The 16,580-nt window shown below is 50.1% G+C and carries 15 protein-coding genes; 11 read left to right on the top strand and 4 right to left on the bottom strand.

Annotation, left to right across the window (positions count from 1 at the left end; all coding sequences use genetic code 11):
• The first annotated feature begins 12 nt into the window (after positions 1 to 12).
• From KNQ02_RS00415 to KNQ02_RS00460, 10 genes are read left to right on the top strand one after another with little or no spacing between them, the layout of a single operon-like run.
• Positions 13 to 1,305 (top strand): hypothetical protein, encoded by a 1,293-nt coding sequence (locus KNQ02_RS00415; protein WP_214807138.1) that lies wholly within the window; start codon positions 13 to 15, stop codon positions 1,303 to 1,305.
• Complete coding sequence (locus tag KNQ02_RS00420; protein WP_214804267.1) at positions 1,295 to 2,332, top strand: NAD-dependent epimerase; 1,038 nt, start codon at positions 1,295 to 1,297, stop codon at positions 2,330 to 2,332. Before KNQ02_RS00415 ends, KNQ02_RS00420 begins: the two co-directional genes overlap by 11 nt.
• Positions 2,322 to 3,671, top strand: coding sequence for a phenylacetate--CoA ligase family protein (locus tag KNQ02_RS00425; protein WP_214767053.1), 1,350 nt, complete (start codon positions 2,322 to 2,324; stop codon positions 3,669 to 3,671). Before KNQ02_RS00420 ends, KNQ02_RS00425 begins: the two co-directional genes overlap by 11 nt.
• A 12-nt stretch (positions 3,672 to 3,683) precedes the next feature.
• Positions 3,684 to 5,027 carry a nucleotide sugar dehydrogenase gene (locus tag KNQ02_RS00430; protein WP_088837882.1) on the top strand — a complete coding sequence of 448 codons (1,344 nt, stop codon included), beginning with the start codon at positions 3,684 to 3,686 and terminating at the stop codon, positions 5,025 to 5,027.
• Entirely contained in the window at positions 5,015 to 6,124 is a 1,110-nt protein-coding gene (locus KNQ02_RS00435) for a glycosyltransferase family 4 protein (RefSeq protein WP_088837881.1), read from the top strand. The genes KNQ02_RS00430 and KNQ02_RS00435 overlap by 13 nt, the downstream gene beginning before the upstream one ends.
• Before the next feature lie 15 nt (positions 6,125 to 6,139).
• Positions 6,140 to 6,760 carry a sugar transferase gene (locus tag KNQ02_RS00440; protein WP_088837880.1) on the top strand — a complete coding sequence of 207 codons (621 nt, stop codon included), beginning with the start codon at positions 6,140 to 6,142 and terminating at the stop codon, positions 6,758 to 6,760.
• Positions 6,741 to 7,808 (top strand): lipid II:glycine glycyltransferase FemX, encoded by a 1,068-nt coding sequence (locus tag KNQ02_RS00445; RefSeq protein ID WP_214767057.1) that lies wholly within the window; start codon positions 6,741 to 6,743, stop codon positions 7,806 to 7,808. The genes KNQ02_RS00440 and KNQ02_RS00445 overlap by 20 nt, the downstream gene beginning before the upstream one ends.
• Complete coding sequence (locus KNQ02_RS00450; RefSeq protein WP_159173133.1) at positions 7,805 to 8,959, top strand: aminotransferase class I/II-fold pyridoxal phosphate-dependent enzyme; 1,155 nt, start codon at positions 7,805 to 7,807, stop codon at positions 8,957 to 8,959. The genes KNQ02_RS00445 and KNQ02_RS00450 overlap by 4 nt, the downstream gene beginning before the upstream one ends.
• A gap of 23 nt (positions 8,960 to 8,982) precedes the next feature.
• A complete protein-coding gene (locus KNQ02_RS00455; protein ID WP_088837877.1) occupies positions 8,983 to 9,726 on the top strand; it encodes a hypothetical protein in 744 nt (247 codons plus the stop codon).
• A 28-nt stretch (positions 9,727 to 9,754) separates the two neighbouring features.
• Positions 9,755 to 10,645 carry an LCP family glycopolymer transferase gene (locus tag KNQ02_RS00460; protein WP_214807140.1) on the top strand — a complete coding sequence of 297 codons (891 nt, stop codon included), beginning with the start codon at positions 9,755 to 9,757 and terminating at the stop codon, positions 10,643 to 10,645.
• Positions 10,646 to 11,868: 1,223 nt separating this feature from the next.
• Here KNQ02_RS00460 and KNQ02_RS00465 read toward each other — a convergent pair.
• A complete protein-coding gene (locus KNQ02_RS00465; protein WP_251132058.1) occupies positions 11,869 to 12,480 on the bottom strand; it encodes an AmiS/UreI family transporter in 612 nt (203 codons plus the stop codon).
• Between the two features lie 143 nt (positions 12,481 to 12,623).
• Entirely contained in the window at positions 12,624 to 13,874 is a 1,251-nt protein-coding gene (locus KNQ02_RS00470) for an SH3 domain-containing protein (protein WP_088837874.1), read from the bottom strand.
• Between the two features lie 159 nt (positions 13,875 to 14,033).
• Here KNQ02_RS00470 and KNQ02_RS00475 point away from each other — a divergent pair, with 159 nt between their 5' ends.
• Complete coding sequence (locus KNQ02_RS00475; protein WP_214768933.1) at positions 14,034 to 14,933, top strand: Gfo/Idh/MocA family protein; 900 nt, start codon at positions 14,034 to 14,036, stop codon at positions 14,931 to 14,933.
• A gap of 92 nt (positions 14,934 to 15,025) precedes the next feature.
• Here KNQ02_RS00475 and KNQ02_RS00480 read toward each other — a convergent pair whose 3' ends face one another.
• A complete protein-coding gene (locus tag KNQ02_RS00480) occupies positions 15,026 to 15,664 on the bottom strand; it encodes a hypothetical protein (RefSeq protein WP_214807142.1) in 639 nt (212 codons plus the stop codon).
• Entirely contained in the window at positions 15,661 to 16,362 is a 702-nt protein-coding gene (locus KNQ02_RS00485) for a zinc ribbon domain-containing protein (RefSeq protein WP_088837871.1), read from the bottom strand. Before KNQ02_RS00485 ends, KNQ02_RS00480 begins: the two co-directional genes overlap by 4 nt.
• Between the last annotated feature and the right edge of the window lie 218 nt (positions 16,363 to 16,580).

The raw sequence follows: 16,580 nt of genomic DNA on the forward strand, positions 1-16,580 counted from the left end.
GGAGGGAAAAAGATGCGGCCAATCCTCATTCTACTGATCATCGAAGCATTGCTCAGTCAACTGTTGCGGCCGCTCTTTTCGACACCGGAAAGTTATATCACGTTGATGCTAGTCGGCAATTCCATCTTGATGCTCTGGTATTTGCTCAAAAACTCGGAGACGACGCCATTATTTCTCGTCTTCGTCACCGCCTTCATCGTGCGTCTCGGATTGATGTTCGTCGATCTTGAGCTGTTTCGGCTCCCGCCACACAGTGGGGATGATACGGAGGCGTTCCATCTCGAAGGGCTGCAAATCTATCTCGATCCAGCGATGTTCAACGAAGTCGTTCGCGGAAGTTACTCGAAGTTCCTCGGCATCTTCTATCTTGCATTCGGACCTGAACGGATCTTGGCACAATACTTTAACGTCATCCTCGGCGTCGTCGCCGTCGTCATTCTCGCGAAAACGCTTCGGCTGCTCGGTCTGCCGATGCGGGTCGTGTTCCTGTCGACGCTGTTATTTGCCTTCTTCGCCCAAGGATTGTTGCTTTCGCCGATCCTGTTACGCGATCAACTCGTCGCACTCGGTATTGTCTATACGCTCTATTACATGGTGCGCTGGACGATTGATAAGTCGGGTGCTTCCTTGGCACTGGCCTACCTCGCTTACTTCGTCAGTACGATTTTCCATTCCGGTCTCGCGATTGGAATCGTCGTCTTATTGGTTTATTTCTCCTTTTATAATCATGCGACCGGTCGGATGGATTTCGAAGCTTCCAAAGTACAGCGGTTGGTCATGCAAGTCCTGATCGTCGGCTTCATCGTCTACAGTTTTCAGGATGTCTTGTTCGCAAAATTCACACACGTCTCGGAAAACGGTCAATTGTTTAGCGGGATGAGTTATGACCGTGGTGGATCGGCTTACTTGAACGGGTTGACTGTCACGGGACCACTTGACATGATTCTCTATTCACCGCTTCGGATGATTTATTTCCTCTTCTCACCGTTCCCGTGGCAATGGTCCAGTGTGACGAACATCGCCATCTTCTTCTTCGACGCCGCCGTTTATCTCCTGCTGTTCGCACTGACAATCCGGCACTTCCGCTATTTGAAACACCATCCTTACGCTGCTGTTTTATTGTTCATGTTGCTCCTCTTCATCGTCAATGCACTCATCTTTGGTCTTGGGACAGGAAACGTCGGAACGGCAATCCGTCACCGCTACAAATTGTTTCCGATGCTCCTGATCGTCTACACATCGATTCATTATATTCGCTACCAGGCGCTTCACCACTTTGAGGAGGTCGAACAACGTGCAGAATAAAACGATTTTAATCACCGGTATCGCAGGGTTTATCGGGTTTCATGCCGCTCGTCGATTTTTAGCGGAAGGGTACCGTGTCATCGGACTCGACGAAGTCAACGATTACTACGACCCGGCGTTGAAAGAGGCGCGCTTAGTCGAACTCGATCCGAGACGCTATACCTTTTATCGTGTATCGCTCGAGGATACAGCAGCCGTCGACGCCATCTTCGCGAAGGAACAGATTGATCTCGTGCTTCATCTCGCAGCACAAGCGGGTGTCCGCTACAGCATCGATCGACCGGACGTCTATATCACATCGAACATCGTCGGCTTCCTGTCGATTCTCGAAGCTTGTCGCCATCATCCGGTCGAACAACTCGTCTATGCCTCTTCCAGTTCCGTTTACGGCTCGAACACGAAGATGCCTTTCGCCGTGACGGACGCGGTCGACCATCCGCTCAGTCTCTATGCCGCTTCCAAAAAAGCGAACGAGTTGATGGCCCACACCTACAGCAGTCTATACGGCATCAAAACGACGGGGCTTCGATTCTTCAGCGTCTATGGTCCGTGGGGACGCCCGGATATGGCGTTGTTCAAATTCACGGAAGCAATCGCGAACGGTCAACCGATCGATTTATACAACTACGGTGAGATGGGACGCGACTTCACCTATGTCGACGACATCATCGAGAGCATCTATCGGTTGTTACAGACAGAGCCGGTCGCTGATCCGTCCTTTGATAAAGCGGCGCCACAGCCAGACCGGAGCTTCGTTCCATACCGGGTCTTCAACATCGGCAGTCACAGTCCGATTCGCCTGAACGAATTCGTCGCCTTGATCGAACGGCGGCTCGGGAAGACGGCGATCAAACATGGTATGCCGCTCCAGGCAGGAGACGTCCCGGAAAGCTTCGCTGACGTCACGTCGTTATTCGAGACGATCGGTTACCGGCCACGGACGACGGTCGAAGCTGGCGTCAATGCATTCATCGATTGGTATGAACGTCATTACCAGCTGAAGGAGGAGGTCCAAGATGGCGCTTAAGGAAGATCTTTATTATAAGTCTCCGATATTTATTCAGAATATTTTGACATCCATTTATGGCAAAAAGCTGATGCATGAACGGTACGGGGCCCGTTATGAACAAAAACTGATGCAATTACGCGAAAAAGACCGGTCGCTTGACTATCGCGTCGAACAACTTGAACGTTTGAATGCGTTTCTCTTGTTCGTGCACCAGCATACCCCGTACTACCGGGAGCTGTTTCGACAGCTCGACATAAAACTTCCGCTGACGTCACTCGATCAGTTGGCGCTGATTCCGGTCCTTGAAAAAGAAACGTTACGGCAGCAAAACGACGAATTCATGTCGGAAGTCGACGCGCCTGTCCGAGGACGGACAGGCGGAACGAGCGGGAAGTCACTCCAGGTTGCTTTCATGCGCGAGGACATTCAAGAACGAATGGCACATCTCGATTACTTTAAGGAACAGCACGGGTTTTACGGCGGGATGCCACGGGCTAGTTTCACAGGACGGACCTTGACGGCAGTCGATCAGAAAAAGCCGATCTTTTGGCGGATGAATCGTCCGCTCAATCAATTGCTGCTCTCGATTTTTCATATGAAAGAAGAAAACTTTCCCGCCTATATCGAGGAATTGAATCGTTTCCGACCAGTCGCGTTAGACGGGACGCCGACGGCGATGGTCGAAATCGCCCGTTATTTACTCAAAAATAAGATTCGACTCGATTTCAAAATCGTTGCCATCTTTCCGACGTCAGAAACAGTGACAGAAGAAATGCGATCGATTCTTGAGGAGGCATTCGTCGCACCGGTCTTCGATCAATACGGTTCGTCAGAAGGCGCTCCGATCATTTCTGAATGCACGCACCGGAAGCTGCACCTGCACCACGAAACAGGCATCATCGAACCATACGGACCGGATGGTGAAGTCGTCGTGACGTGTTTTACGACACGCGGGACCCCGCTGATCCGTTACCGGATTGGTGACCGCATGACCCTCAGTCATGAGACGTGTGGATGTGGATTGAACGGACCGGTCATCGCCTCGATAGACGGACGGGGGACAAGTTTCATCGTCAGTGAGAAGCGGGGCAAAGTCTTTGAAGGTGATATTACGACAATTGCCCGCGAATTACCAAACTCGGTCTTACGACTTCAAGTCGAACAATACGCATTCAATCGTGTCACACTGCGTTACATTCCAGACAATCAGCGTTTCCAACCGAAACATGAAAAGATTTTATTGAACGAGATGCGCAAATTGCTTGGACCGGATATGTTGATTACGCTCGAGTCCGTCGAACAAGTTAAACAAGAACCGAATGGAAAAACATTGATCATCAAACAGTCGATGAAATAGGAGGAGTCCATCATGAATAAGGCAGTCAAACACATCACAGATACGACAGCAGCCGAAACACGATCACTTCCCATCGCCAACCGTTCAATTGCCGTCGTCGGCCTCGGCTACGTCGGTCTCCCGGTCGCCATCGCTTTCGGTGAAAAGACAGGTGTCGTCGGTTTTGACATTAAAGAACAGCGCATCCAGGAACTTCGTGAAGGAGTCGATGCGACGCTCGAACTGACACCGTTCACTTTAAAAAATGCGGACGTCAATTATGTAACGGATGCTGCGGCACTTCAAGCGAGTGACTTCATCATCGTCGCCGTACCGACACCGATTAATGCGCAAAATCAACCGGACTTGACGCCGCTCTTACGGGCGTCACAACTTGTCGGACGCCAGCTTAATAAAGGCGACATCGTCGTCTACGAGTCGACCGTCTATCCGGGGGCGACGGAAGAAGATTGTATCCCGGTCCTTGAGGAATCTTCGGGTCTTAAAGCAGGCGTCGACTTCTTCGTCGGTTACTCACCGGAACGGATCAATCCGGGGGATCATGAACATACGTTCAAGACCATTAAAAAAATCGTTTCAGCACAGGATAAAAAAACGCTCGATGTTGTCGCAGAAGTGTACGAAGCCGTCGTCGAGGCGGGGGTCCACCGGGCATCATCGATCAAAGTCGCAGAAGCGGCAAAAATCATCGAAAATACGCAGCGTGACTTAAACATCGCCTTGATGAACGAACTTGCCATCATCTTCGACCGGATGGACATCGATACGCTCGAGGTCCTCGAAGCAGCAGGGACGAAGTGGAACTTCCTTCCGTTTCGACCAGGCCTCGTCGGAGGACACTGCATCGGGGTCGATCCCTTCTACTTGACGATGAAGGCTGAATCGCTCGGTTATCATCCGGAAGTCATCCTTGCCGGGCGACGCATCAACGATACGATGGGGCGCTTCATTGCGACATCACTCGTCAAAAATCTAATCAAACAAAACATGCCGGTCCTCGGCGGACGCGTTACTGTCCTCGGTCTTTCATTCAAGGAGAACGTCAGTGACATCCGGAATTCGAAAGTCGCGAATTTAATCAAGGAGATCGAAGAATTCGGAATTGAAGTCCAAGTGACCGATCGCCTTGTCTCGAAGGATGAAGCGAAACGCGAATACGGAATCGATTTGCTCGACATGACAGAGCTTAAACCAGCCGACGTCGTCATCTTCGCCGTCAGTCATGAAGAGTACGTCGAAGGAAACTGGCTACTCGCGAAACACTTACTCAAAGTGGGGCGTGGTGTCGTCGTCGACATCAAAGGGATGCTCGCACCAGCTGAAAAACCGGAAGGGGTGCACTTATGGCGTCTTTAAGAATTCTCCAAGTTTGCGCGCTTGATACGACAGCTGAAACGATGCTGCAACCGTTACTGCTTGCGCTGCGCGACGCAGGGCATGATGTCGGGATTGCTTGTGCCGACACGGGAGCCTCTGACAAGCTGGCAGCACAAGGCTTTGCGATGCATGACATTCCAATTGAACGGAAAATTGACTGGACGAGTAATTGGAAGACTGTCCGCTCGATCGTTCACATTTTAAAGACGGGTCGCTATGACGCCGTCCATGTCCACACACCGGTCGCGGCAGCGCTCGGACGGGTCGCAGCGAAACGAGCGGGGACGAAGCATATCGTCTACACGGCACACGGCTTTTACTTTCATGAAAAGATGGGACGGGTGACGTATCAATTGACCTATTCCGTCGAAAAATGGCTCGCCCGTTTCGCGACGGATTACCTCCTGCTCCAAAGCGGGGAAGATTATGAACTGGCAAACCGGAAACGTTTTAAGGCGACGAAACGGTTGATGCATTTAGGGAACGGTATCGATTTGACCCGATTCTATCCACAGGCGCGGCAAGGAAACGAAGCTTTCACCTTCCTGTTCATCGGACGGATCGTCGAGGAAAAAGGAGTGCTCGAACTTCTGAATGCTTTTGAAAACGTCGTGTCGCAAGACCCGGATGTCCGCTTGATCATCGCCGGTGAAATGATGGAGAGCGAACGGGATCAAACGACGAAACATCGTTTCCTCGAACGTCTACGCGAGATTCCGAATATCGAGTATCGAGGGTTCGTTGAAGATGTGCCACGACTTTTACAACAAGTCGATGCCTTTGTCCTGCCATCGCACCGAGAAGGGGTCCCGCGCTCAATCATCGAGGCGATGGCGACGGCGAAACCGGTCATCGCAACGAACATCCGCGGCTGCCGGGAAGAAGTCATCGATGGCACGACCGGTTATTTAGTCGAAGTCCATGACGAAACGCAGTTGGCAGCAAGAATGACCGATCTTGTCAAACACCCGCAACAGGCGTCAGAGATGGGACGGGCCGGATTCGAACGGGCAATGAAACATTTTAACGAAGCTGATGTCATCAAACGACAACTCGATCTCTTTTCGACTATGTAAAAGGAGGAAGTCATCATGAAACGGACATTCGATTTCACAATCAGCCTAGTCGCGATTCTCATCTTACTCCCCGTTTACCTGTTCGTCGCCTTGTTCATTTATACGAAGCTCGGTCGACCGATCTTCTTCAATCAAGTTCGTCCTGGTTATCACGGACAGTTATTTAAAATTTATAAATTCCGGACGATGTCGAACGAGACGGATGCGGATGGCCTCTTACTCCCAGACGAACAACGGATCCCGCACGCGATGGAATGGATTCGGCGGCTCAGCCTGGATGAAATCCCACAATTTTTCAATATCGTCCGCGGTCAGATGAGTTTCGTCGGACCGCGTCCGCTCCTCGTCAGTTACTTGAACCACTATTCGAAAGAGCAGATGACGCGGCATGATGTGTTGCCTGGACTAACCGGTTGGGCGCAAATTCATGGGCGGAACGCGACGACGTGGCAAGAGCGGCTCGAACAAGACCAATGGTACGCGGCACATCAGACGTTTCGTCTCGATCTCTATATTCTCATGAAGACAGTAAAAATCGTCGTCTCCTCAGAAGGGAACTCGACGGAACATCAGACGGGGATGGGCGAGTTCAAAGGACTTGACGGAGGTGTTCCCCATGATGTCGCTAAGCGATGAACGACTCATCCATGATCCGACCGAATGGGACGCACTCGTCAGTCAGTATCGCCTCGATTGTTATTACGAACATGCCTACTTCGCACTTGAAGAAGTAGGCATCCCGGAAATGTTCTTCTATCCGACAGAATTCGGGACATTGATCTACCCTTATTTGAAACGACCAATCGATGGAACGTCATATCACGACATCACGACACCCTACGGATACGGGGGACCGATTTTCGTTGGGCTTTGGTCACTCGATCAAATCCGCGAAGTCCGTCAACGTTTTCTCGACTATTGTCGTGCGGAACAGATCATCACCGAAACGATTCGGTTCCATCCACTCTTACAAAACGTCGAACTGGGAAAGCATTGGTGCCGTTCGACGCAGCGACTCCAAGCGACCGTGACGGTGGAGCTGACGGATTCATATGAAGCGATTCTCGGTGACTTTTCAAAAATGACACGGCGCAATGTACGAAAAGCAGTCCGGGAAGGCGTCACGATCCGTGTCGCCGCACCGACAGAGTACGAGAAATTTAAACACCTCTACCGCTTGACGATGGATAAGCACGAGGCAGCACCACGGTATTACTTTACGGATGAATACTTTAAACAGCTGTTATCAGGAACACTCGACGCCGAAGTATTGGTTGCAGAATTAAATGGTCACATCATCGCCGGGTGCATCGTCTTATATGGAAGTCGTTTCGCCCATTATCACCTCGGGGCGTCCGATCCGAGCCAGTTAAAGGTTCGGCCGAATCAGTTGTTATTCGCAGAGATGATGCGACGTGCAAAGGAGAAAGGTATGGTTGCGATGCATCTTGGGGGCGGTACTTCACAAGATGCATCAGACAGTCTTTTATTATATAAACGTTCCTTTAGTGAAGGAGCGCATACGTTCTTTTCGATCGGGACGTCGATTCTTGACGAAGTGGCGTATGAACAATTGAATCGGACGTTTTTAACGCAGTACCCGTCAGCGAACGATTGTAAGTGGTTTCCCGTCTATCGCACACCGATCCGTCACTTGTCATCAAGAGGGGAGGAAACATCATGAAGCAAATCCCACTATCGATCCCGCACCTCAGTGGCCAAGAAGCACGCTATGTCACGGAAGCACTCGAAACGAACTGGGTTGCACCACTCGGACCGAACGTTGAAGCCTTTGAAGCGGGGATGCGCGCATATACCAAAACAGAGGCCGCCCTCGCGACAAGTAGTGGAACGGCAGCGATTCACCTCGCCTTGGCGACACTCGGTGTGACGACGGGCGACGATGTTTTCTGTCAGTCGTTGACGTTCGTTGCTTCCGTCAATCCGATTCGTTACGTCGGTGCCCGCCCTGTCCTGATTGATTCGGAAGAGGAGACGTGGAACATGTCACCCGCGGCACTCCGGCGAGCCATGATTCAAGCCGCGACACGCGGACGCCTGCCGAAAGCCGTCATCGTCGTCCATTTATACGGGGTCGTCGCAAAGATTGAAGAGTTGAGTGCGATTTGCGCCGAGTATGACGTTCCGTTGATTGAGGATGCAGCTGAATCACTCGGTTCGACGATCAACGGTCGAATGACTGGGACATTCGGGACGTTCGGAATTTATTCGTTCAACGGTAACAAAATCATCACGACATCAAGTGGCGGAATGCTTGTCGCAAACGATCCGCATTTGATTGAACGGGCGTTTTATCTCTCGACGCAAGCTAGGCAACCGGTCCTTCATTATGAACATACAGAAGTCGGGTTTAATTACCGGATGAGTAATGTCTCAGCCGGCATCGGACGCGGACAACTCGAAGTCATCGAAGACCGCGTCGCGGCACGCCGGAAAATCTTTCAGCGATATACGCGGGCTTTCGACATGCTCGACGCCACACAGTACCAAGCAGAGATTGAAGGGAGTCGCGCCAATCGCTGGTTGACGGCTCTGACATTACCGGGAGGAATGGAACAACGGGATCAATTGATCATCCGCTTACAACAGGATCACATCGAGTCACGACCGGTCTGGAAACCGATGCACTTGCAACCGGTCTACCGGGATGTCCCGTTCATTACAAGTGACGGGATTGATGTCAGCGGTCGCTTGTTTGCTGAAGGACTTTGTCTGCCGTCCGCCTCACAGATGACGTTTACGGAACAAGCACTCGTCATTCGCTCCGTTCGTCAAGGTATTGTTGAGGATGTTCGACGCAACGTTCGGCTATGAATGTGTGGGAGGGAGACATCGTGATGAGCGATCTGGAGGAAGCGATCGAAGCACTCCGTCTCGCTGCGAACGGGAAGAATGAACTGACGGCAAATACCTATTTTCGTTGGCAACTGAATACCCAGTATCCGACCGTCGCGGAAATCCTGATGTTATTTGGGTCTTGGCAAATCGCGCTGGAACGCGCTGAAATCGGGCAAATCCGAGTGGTTTATACAAAATCCGACATCATCGAGGCATTACGAGCGGCGAAAGCGGAACTCGAACCATTCACGAGTGCGACATATCGTGAGTGGGCGCAACGGCATCAGGCGCCGAGCTTGACCGATATCGTCCATCAATTCAACTCGTGGCAGCAGGCATTATCAGAAGCAGACATTTTGAAGGAACGGGTCCAGGAGATGGAGCGTCGGATCATCGAATCATTACTGGAAGCGCAGGAAGCATTACCTACATTAACGAGTCAAGCCTATACGAAATGGGCGGTCGGAAAAAATCGGCCGACGGTAGCGACAATCGCACGACGATACGGTTCATGGACGAATGCGCTAGAAATCATCGGCATCGAACTTCCGCGAAAACGGTGGACGGAAGAGGAAGTATTGCTCGTGCTAGGGCGAGCCAGATACGAGACGGAGCATTTGACGATTGCGAGCTACCAACGTTTTAGCGAAGGACAAGACGTACCGAGTATTGGTGTCATCACATCCCTGTTCGGGAGTTGGAGCAATGCAATCATGGTGCTTATGAACCAACAAGATTCGTAAATCGACTTGATTCGAAGGGGATGGAGATATGAAAAAATGGAAGTGGATTGTCTTGACGGTCATTGGCATCGGACTGCTCGTTCTCTTCGGATCAGGTGGGTATGTCTACCATCAAGCGAGTCAGACGCTCGAAGACGTCCAGTTGCCGGTCGAGGCAAGTGTCGAAGCGATTGAAGCGGTCGAACAAGAACGAACGATTTCCTTTCTCTTGCTCGGGGTCGACCAGCATGGAGATGAGGCGGGACGGAGCGATACAATCATCGTCGCAACGATTGATCCTGCGAGTGGGGAAAGTAAGATGCTCAGCATACCTCGTGACTTGAAAACAGAAATCATCGGAAATGGCTCACGCGATAAAATCAATCATGCCTATGCTTTCGGGGGGCCTGAAATGGCAATCGATACGGTCGAGAACCTACTCGATATCCGAATCGATTACTTTGCTGAAATCAATCTCGAGGGTTTTACAGATCTTGTTGACGCAGTTGACGGTGTCCGTGTTACGAACGACATCGATTTTTCGTATTACGAGATGCAGTTTCCGGTAGGGCAGCTCGACTTGAACGGAAAAGAAGCGTTGGCCTATGCACGGATGCGCTACGACGATCCTCGAGGAGACTTCGGTCGTCAAATCCGTCAACGTCAAGTCGTTCAGGCTGTCGCAGACAAATTGACGGCAGATTTTTCGCTCAGTCGCTTTAACGACGTACTCAGCGTGCTCGGTGAAAACGTCAAGACGAACGCCCCGTTTCCGGTCGTCCGGAAAATTGCGTTAGACTACCGTGATGCTTTGAAGAACGTCGAGACGTTATCGCTCGAGGGAAGTGGTGGAATCGAGTCGGATCAGATTTATTACTGGCATCCGACGGCGAAGTCACTGAAAGAGGTGCAAACGAGTTTGCAACAATCGTTGAGATAGAGCGGGGTTTTAAAGTGAACGGTGTCTGGGTTTTTGCTTGGGATCAAGACATCTTCCGAATCGGAAAGTGGAGTTAAGTGGCGGGAAAGATCGTAGTAGATCGATGCAAGTGGTACGAAAGATTCTTGCTTCCCGTGCTTTCCTCGGGCGAGGCGCAAGCCGTTGCCCCTTTCCCTTACAGGTCAAGGGGCAGGGTCTCGCCTGCCTCTGACAGCGCAAGTCACCTTGCGCTTTTTCCCGTAGGAGTCACGATGAAGCGAATCTTTTTAGCTTTTCTGATAGAAGGAAACCCAAGGATTGAGTGATGCGAAACGGGATGTCTTATGCATCAAAAACGTAGCTGATCGATGTAAGTGGTACGAAAGATTCTTACTTCCCGTGCTTTCCTCGGGCGAGGCGCAAGCCGTTGCCCCTTTCGCTTACAGGTCAAGGGGCAGGGTCTCGCCTGCCTCTGACAGCGCAAGTCACCTTGCGCTTTTTCCCGTAGGAGTCACGATGAAGCGAATCTTTTTAGCTTTTCTGATAGAAGGAAACCCAAGGATTGAGTGATGCGAAATGGGATGTCTTATACATCAAAAACGTAGTTGATCAATGTAAGTGGTGCGAAAGATTCTTACTTCCCGTGCTTTCCTCGGGCGAGGCGCAAGCCGTTGCCCCTTTCCCTTACAGGTCAAGGTGCAGGGTCTCGCCTGCCTCTGACAGCACAAGTCATCTTGTGCTTTTTCCCGTAGGAGTCACGATGAAGCAAATCTTTTTAGCTTTCCGAATAAAAGGAGACCTTACGAACCAAAAAACGTAGTTGATCAATGTAAATGGTGCGAAAGATTCTTGCTTCCCGTGCTTTCCTCGGGCGAGGCGCAAGCCGTTGCCCCTCTCCCTTACAGGTCAAGGTGCAGGGTCTCGCCTGCCTCTGACAGCGCAAGTCACCTTGCGCTTTTTCCCGTAGGAGTCACGATGAAGCGAATCTTTTTAGCTTTTCTGATAGAAGGAAATACTAGAAAGCCTGTGATGCGTCGCGTTTCCTGACACGAATCGCTTGCGAGCGAAAGAGCAAGAAGGAGCGACCCTGCAGTGAAACGAAGCGGCGCGAAAGCTTGCCGCTCGGAGACGATTCGGGAAGAGAATGCGCGACGAGAAACGCGGATATCTTGCGAACCAAAAAACGCGCTATTCCCTGTAAGCATCAAGGGAACAGCGCGTTTTGTAGTAGCATGTGTCGGACATCATGATTGGACAGGTCGGCGAAGCGGCGACAATTTCAAGGCCGAGTAAACAAAGTAGAGAACGGTCACGATGGCAGCTGCGCTCCATAACAGTTGGTAGCTGCTTCCTGCCGTACCGAAACGAAGTCCGACGAGTGCAGGTACGATCAACGTCAACCAGCTGAGGACGAGTGCGACGCGTGCCGTCAATGCATCGACATTGCGGTTCAGTCCCATTCCGATGAAGAACATCGACCATAAGAGTGTCCAGAACAACCACGTCGTTCCGCTCATCCAGTCGCCTGCGCTAAAGCTGACGCCGGCATAGAAAAATGCAGCGATGGCGACGAACAGGGAAAACCAGCCGACGCCGCTCCCGTCGAGTCCGAAGATGAACGTGATGCCGACATACAGATACGTAAAGGCAAACAAATAAATGCTCGCATAGCCGAACGTCAAGATCGGATCACCTGCTGCACCGATGACGAGCAACGTCGCAACGAACGTTTGTAGTAATCCTGTCAACAAACTGAAGACACCGGCACTCTTTAAATCAACTTTTCCAAACAAGGACAAACTATTTAAAAAGAGCGCAACGCCCCCAAATAATAAACTTACATTTCCCACGGTCATACCTCCATTGAGACGTCAGACGTCTGATTGTGCTTTAACCATATGATGAATTCGCTTCCAATGCAAGTGAAATTTTAAACGGAATCAGAACAAAAAAATCCCCTAGAAGCGTTTCCGAAGAAAGTCTCCTAGGGGACGGGCGATTAACGGTTTAAGACAGCGCGTAATGTCGTTTCCGTTTGTGGAAGTGTTCCTTTCAACGTAACGAGGCCGTAGCGCGTCGAACCTTTTTTAATGAAGAAGACACGTGTATAGGCAGATTCTGGTGTATACCCTGTCTTACTCGCATAGACACGCGATTCGTTTGGAAGCGACGTGTTCGTATGGTACCACGTCAACGTCCGGGCGTATGGTCCTTTGACGGTCGTTTTGTATGATTTTCGGCCACTGACGGTCATCAAGTAACTGTATTCAGCATACGTGTTAGCGAGTTTTTGCATGTCTGCTGCTGTCGTATAGTGACTCGCATGATAGAAGCCGTGCGGATTCATGAAGTGACTTGACGCCATACCGATTGTTTTGGCACGACTGTTCATCAACGAGACGAACTTCGATTCAGAACCTGCCGTACGGATGGCGATGGCTTTTGCTGCGTCGTTGCCGGAGCGAATCAACATCCCGTTCAACAGTTGACGGAGTGTGACTTTATCACCCGAACGGAATCCAGCCGTGCTGCTTCCAGCAGGAACGGCGAGCATAGAGTAGGTCAAAGTGAACGTTTGATCGAGCGTTCCTTTTTTGGCAGCGGCGTCATAAGCGACGAGGGCCGTCAACAGTTTTGTCGTGCTTGCCGGATAACGGCGTGTCGTACTGGCTTTTGACAGTTCATAACTTGAGGAGCCGAGTTTGAAATAACGCATCGAGGCGACGGGATAACTACTTGAAGTCGCAGGTGCACTTGTCGAGATTTTTTTCGCGACCTGACTCGAGACGTAATAATAGTTCACTTTCCCTTTTACTTTGTACCAACCATTCGAATAGGAAACGGCATTAAACTTCGAGTTGTATGTAGCGAGCCGTTTAATATTTTTAGAGGACGCGGTGCTTGGTGATGTACGGACGTTCGCACCATACTTCGAGTAGACGATGATTTTATACGTTTTCGTCGAACTTGCCGTGACTTTTTTCGCGACTTGATTCGAAAGGTAACGGTACGCACTACCATCTTTGATTTTGTACCAACCGTTTGAGTACGAGACTGCTGTGAACTTCGCTTTGTACGGAGCGCGACGCGTGATGGTCGCTGATGAACTCGTGCTCGGCTTCGTTCGGACGTTCGCCCCGATCGTCGAAGTGACGACGACCTGGTAACTGGCAGCTTGTGCGGGTAATGCCGGAAGACATAGGGCGACGAGCAGTAACAGTGTCAGTCCAATTCTGAGCGATACTTTCATAAAAATCTCATTCCCTCCTTGTTCAAATATGTCTCTAGCATAAAACAAAAAAAGGAAATTCTCTTTTTTTTCAAAAAACTAGAATTTTCTACACGCCAGGTATGAAACTACGTATCATAGGGAATGAGTAGAACAGAAAGAACTGAGGGGGATTTATTCATGAAAATTGCAGTCATTGGTCTTGGGGATATTGCACAAAAAGCGTACTTACCGGTCTACGCGGAGCGGTCCGACTTAGACATTTATCTTGTCTCGGAAAATCAAGACAAGGCGAAGCAACTGTGTGATGCGTATCGTTTTGCCGGGACACTGACATCGATTGATCAGTTAACGGAAGCAGGCATTGGCGTGGCGATGATTCATTCGGCGACGAAAGTGCACGCGATGCAAGCGAAACAACTGCTCGAAGCAGGCATCCATGTCTACATCGATAAGCCCGTTTCGATGGAAATCGAGGAAATTCGTGAGCTGACACGATTAGCAGGGGAGAAAGGCTTACACTTCATCACAGGATTCAATCGACGTTTCGCGTCGGCACACCGGACGTTATTAGAAGTCGAACAACCGAATCTAATCGTCATGCAAAAAAATCGGATTTCGTTCATTGAAGATGCGAAATCATTCATTTTTGACGACTTTGTCCATGTCGTCGATACGTTACGTTTTTTGACAGGGTGCGGTAAAATCGAAAACTTGAGTGTCCGCGGGAAAAAGGTCGACGACTTACTGCATCACGTGACGATCCAGTTCGAAGCGAACGGGATCACGGCAATCGGAATCATGAACCGGAATAATGGTGTGACAGAAGAACGTGTCGAAGTCATGGGACCACATGAAAAACGGATTGCGACGGACGTGACGTCGGTCGATCAATTAACGAAAGCAGGCACGCTCCGTCGTCCGCTTGACAACTGGGAAGCGACACTCAAGCGGCGCGGATTCGTCGAGATGGTCGATGCATTTATTGCGAGCGTTAATGGTGAACCGTCATCGTCCGTTACAGCGGAAGACAGCTTGGCGACCCATGAATTGTGTGCGGAAGTCGTCGCCAAGTTATAAAAAATCACACGACATTTCTTGTTCGCGTTATATTGGCAGACGAATGGGACTATTCCAGCTATCGGAATAGTCCCATTTTGTCATCTGTCTGTTTACGCATCATCTTTTAGTTGCTTCAAGTAATAAATCCGTTTTCCGCCGGGGCCTTCATATGTGATTTTTAAGGTCGTGCGGATGAAGCGGTAAGAGATGACACCTTCTGATAAAGGGACGCGGGCCGTCAAATCTGGTTCAAAACGGATTTCATCTGTTCCTTGCCGGGGTGCTTCTTTCATGCCGAAGTCATCATAGAGGAAGGTCGCAATCAGGGAGTGTTCGTCATCGAATCGAATTTCGATGTCACCTTGTCCGTCAAATTTTTCTTCGGACACTCCTGTATCCAACAGACTGCGATCGACTCGGTAGGTCGCTTCGAGGCGCGACAGGTCCTGTAACAACGCATCGACACCGAGACGGATTGAGACGGCCCGTTCACGAACGGTATGGTCATCCGGAAGATTAAGCTGTTCAATTTTTTTTGAGATGGTTACGACATCCTGCAAACGATAGCTGGCTAATGCCTGTTCGAGCTGCACCATCAAACGGGCGGGCTCGTTCATCTCGTCATGAGCGGTCGATAAATCGACCGCTTTTGTATATTGATTGTTGTCCAGCTCATCTTGAATCTGTGTTGTTGGATCTGATATACAGCCGATCAAAAAGAAGGGCACCAATAAGAGCAATCGTTTCATGTGTTGACCTCCTTTCGCGTGATGGTCGTGATTTGAAGGTGGTCGGTATGCAGACGAACCGTATAGTGAACGTCATACGTCACGAACTGATTTTCCGGAACGGTAGCGATCTTATACGTTTCTGTCGTCTCGACTTCGAATGTCGTCCCTTTTGAATGGAACTGATTGAAATCAATCGTATGCGGGAGTGGCGTGATTGGATGATCGCTTACGGCGACGATTGCGCGAAGGGCATCGAACTCTGACTGGAATGCCTCAAGCGTTGTGAACTGAATCGCAGCAAATGTTTCAAGCGAATCATTTGCTGCGGAGTACGTCACGAGCTCCGGAATTGTTTGTGTATATTGGCGAACGAATTTTAGGACTTCATATGAAGTCGGTGGATTCTCTTTTGAATACGTTTGATTATAAGCACTGTCCTCATCTGTCCATTCAGATAAGGCGATTGGTTGGACGTTCGACGGATTGTCAATCTTCGTTGCCGTCGTCGGACCAAACCAAGACCAGGCACCGAAAGAGATGACGAAAACCGTCATGACAGCAATCGTCCAAAGCAGAGGATGTCGTTTCTTTGATACGTGTGACGATGAAGTGGATGACATATGTAATCGTTTTTTTTCAGTCACAGGATGCTGGCAATGGGAGCAAGCTGTATCCTGTGATTTTAAAGGTGTTCCACAAAGCGAACAGCGTTCCATGCGACAGACCTCCTGTAAGAAAATAATTTCTTCAAACAAATAAATATTATGAAAATTAAGTCCATAATAACATTAACTGGAAGCGGAATCAAAAAACGATGTCCGATTGAATCAAAAACGTCAGGAGGGATAACGGATGCATCATTTTATCAAAATCAGGCGAGAATACGCCCACTTCTAAACAATCAGGGTGAAGCTCGAGTGAAAGTGGGAGATGA

This window comes from Exiguobacterium sp. s102 (genome assembly GCF_018618635.1).
GTDB lineage: Bacteria > Bacillota > Bacilli > Exiguobacteriales > Exiguobacteriaceae > Exiguobacterium_A > Exiguobacterium_A oxidotolerans.

Excerpts from the sequence above, each read along its gene's own strand:
- KNQ02_RS00415 (WP_214807138.1), top strand. The coding sequence starts at position 13 with ATGCGGCCAATCCTCATTCTACTGATCATCGAAGCATTGCTCAGTCAA.
- KNQ02_RS00425 (WP_214767053.1), top strand. The coding sequence starts at position 2,322 with ATGGCGCTTAAGGAAGATCTTTATTATAAGTCTCCGATATTTATTCAG.
- KNQ02_RS00430 (WP_088837882.1), top strand. The coding sequence starts at position 3,684 with ATGAATAAGGCAGTCAAACACATCACAGATACGACAGCAGCCGAAACA.
- KNQ02_RS00435 (WP_088837881.1), top strand. The coding sequence starts at position 5,015 with ATGGCGTCTTTAAGAATTCTCCAAGTTTGCGCGCTTGATACGACAGCT.
- KNQ02_RS00440 (WP_088837880.1), top strand. The coding sequence starts at position 6,140 with ATGAAACGGACATTCGATTTCACAATCAGCCTAGTCGCGATTCTCATC.
- KNQ02_RS00445 (WP_214767057.1), top strand. The coding sequence starts at position 6,741 with ATGATGTCGCTAAGCGATGAACGACTCATCCATGATCCGACCGAATGG.
- KNQ02_RS00450 (WP_159173133.1), top strand. The coding sequence starts at position 7,805 with ATGAAGCAAATCCCACTATCGATCCCGCACCTCAGTGGCCAAGAAGCA.
- KNQ02_RS00455 (WP_088837877.1), top strand. The coding sequence starts at position 8,983 with ATGAGCGATCTGGAGGAAGCGATCGAAGCACTCCGTCTCGCTGCGAAC.
- KNQ02_RS00460 (WP_214807140.1), top strand. The coding sequence starts at position 9,755 with ATGAAAAAATGGAAGTGGATTGTCTTGACGGTCATTGGCATCGGACTG.
- KNQ02_RS00465 (WP_251132058.1), bottom strand. The coding sequence starts at position 12,480 with ATGACCGTGGGAAATGTAAGTTTATTATTTGGGGGCGTTGCGCTCTTT.
- KNQ02_RS00470 (WP_088837874.1), bottom strand. The coding sequence starts at position 13,874 with ATGAAAGTATCGCTCAGAATTGGACTGACACTGTTACTGCTCGTCGCC.
- KNQ02_RS00475 (WP_214768933.1), top strand. The coding sequence starts at position 14,034 with ATGAAAATTGCAGTCATTGGTCTTGGGGATATTGCACAAAAAGCGTAC.
- KNQ02_RS00480 (WP_214807142.1), bottom strand. The coding sequence starts at position 15,664 with ATGAAACGATTGCTCTTATTGGTGCCCTTCTTTTTGATCGGCTGTATA.
- KNQ02_RS00485 (WP_088837871.1), bottom strand. The coding sequence starts at position 16,362 with ATGGAACGCTGTTCGCTTTGTGGAACACCTTTAAAATCACAGGATACA.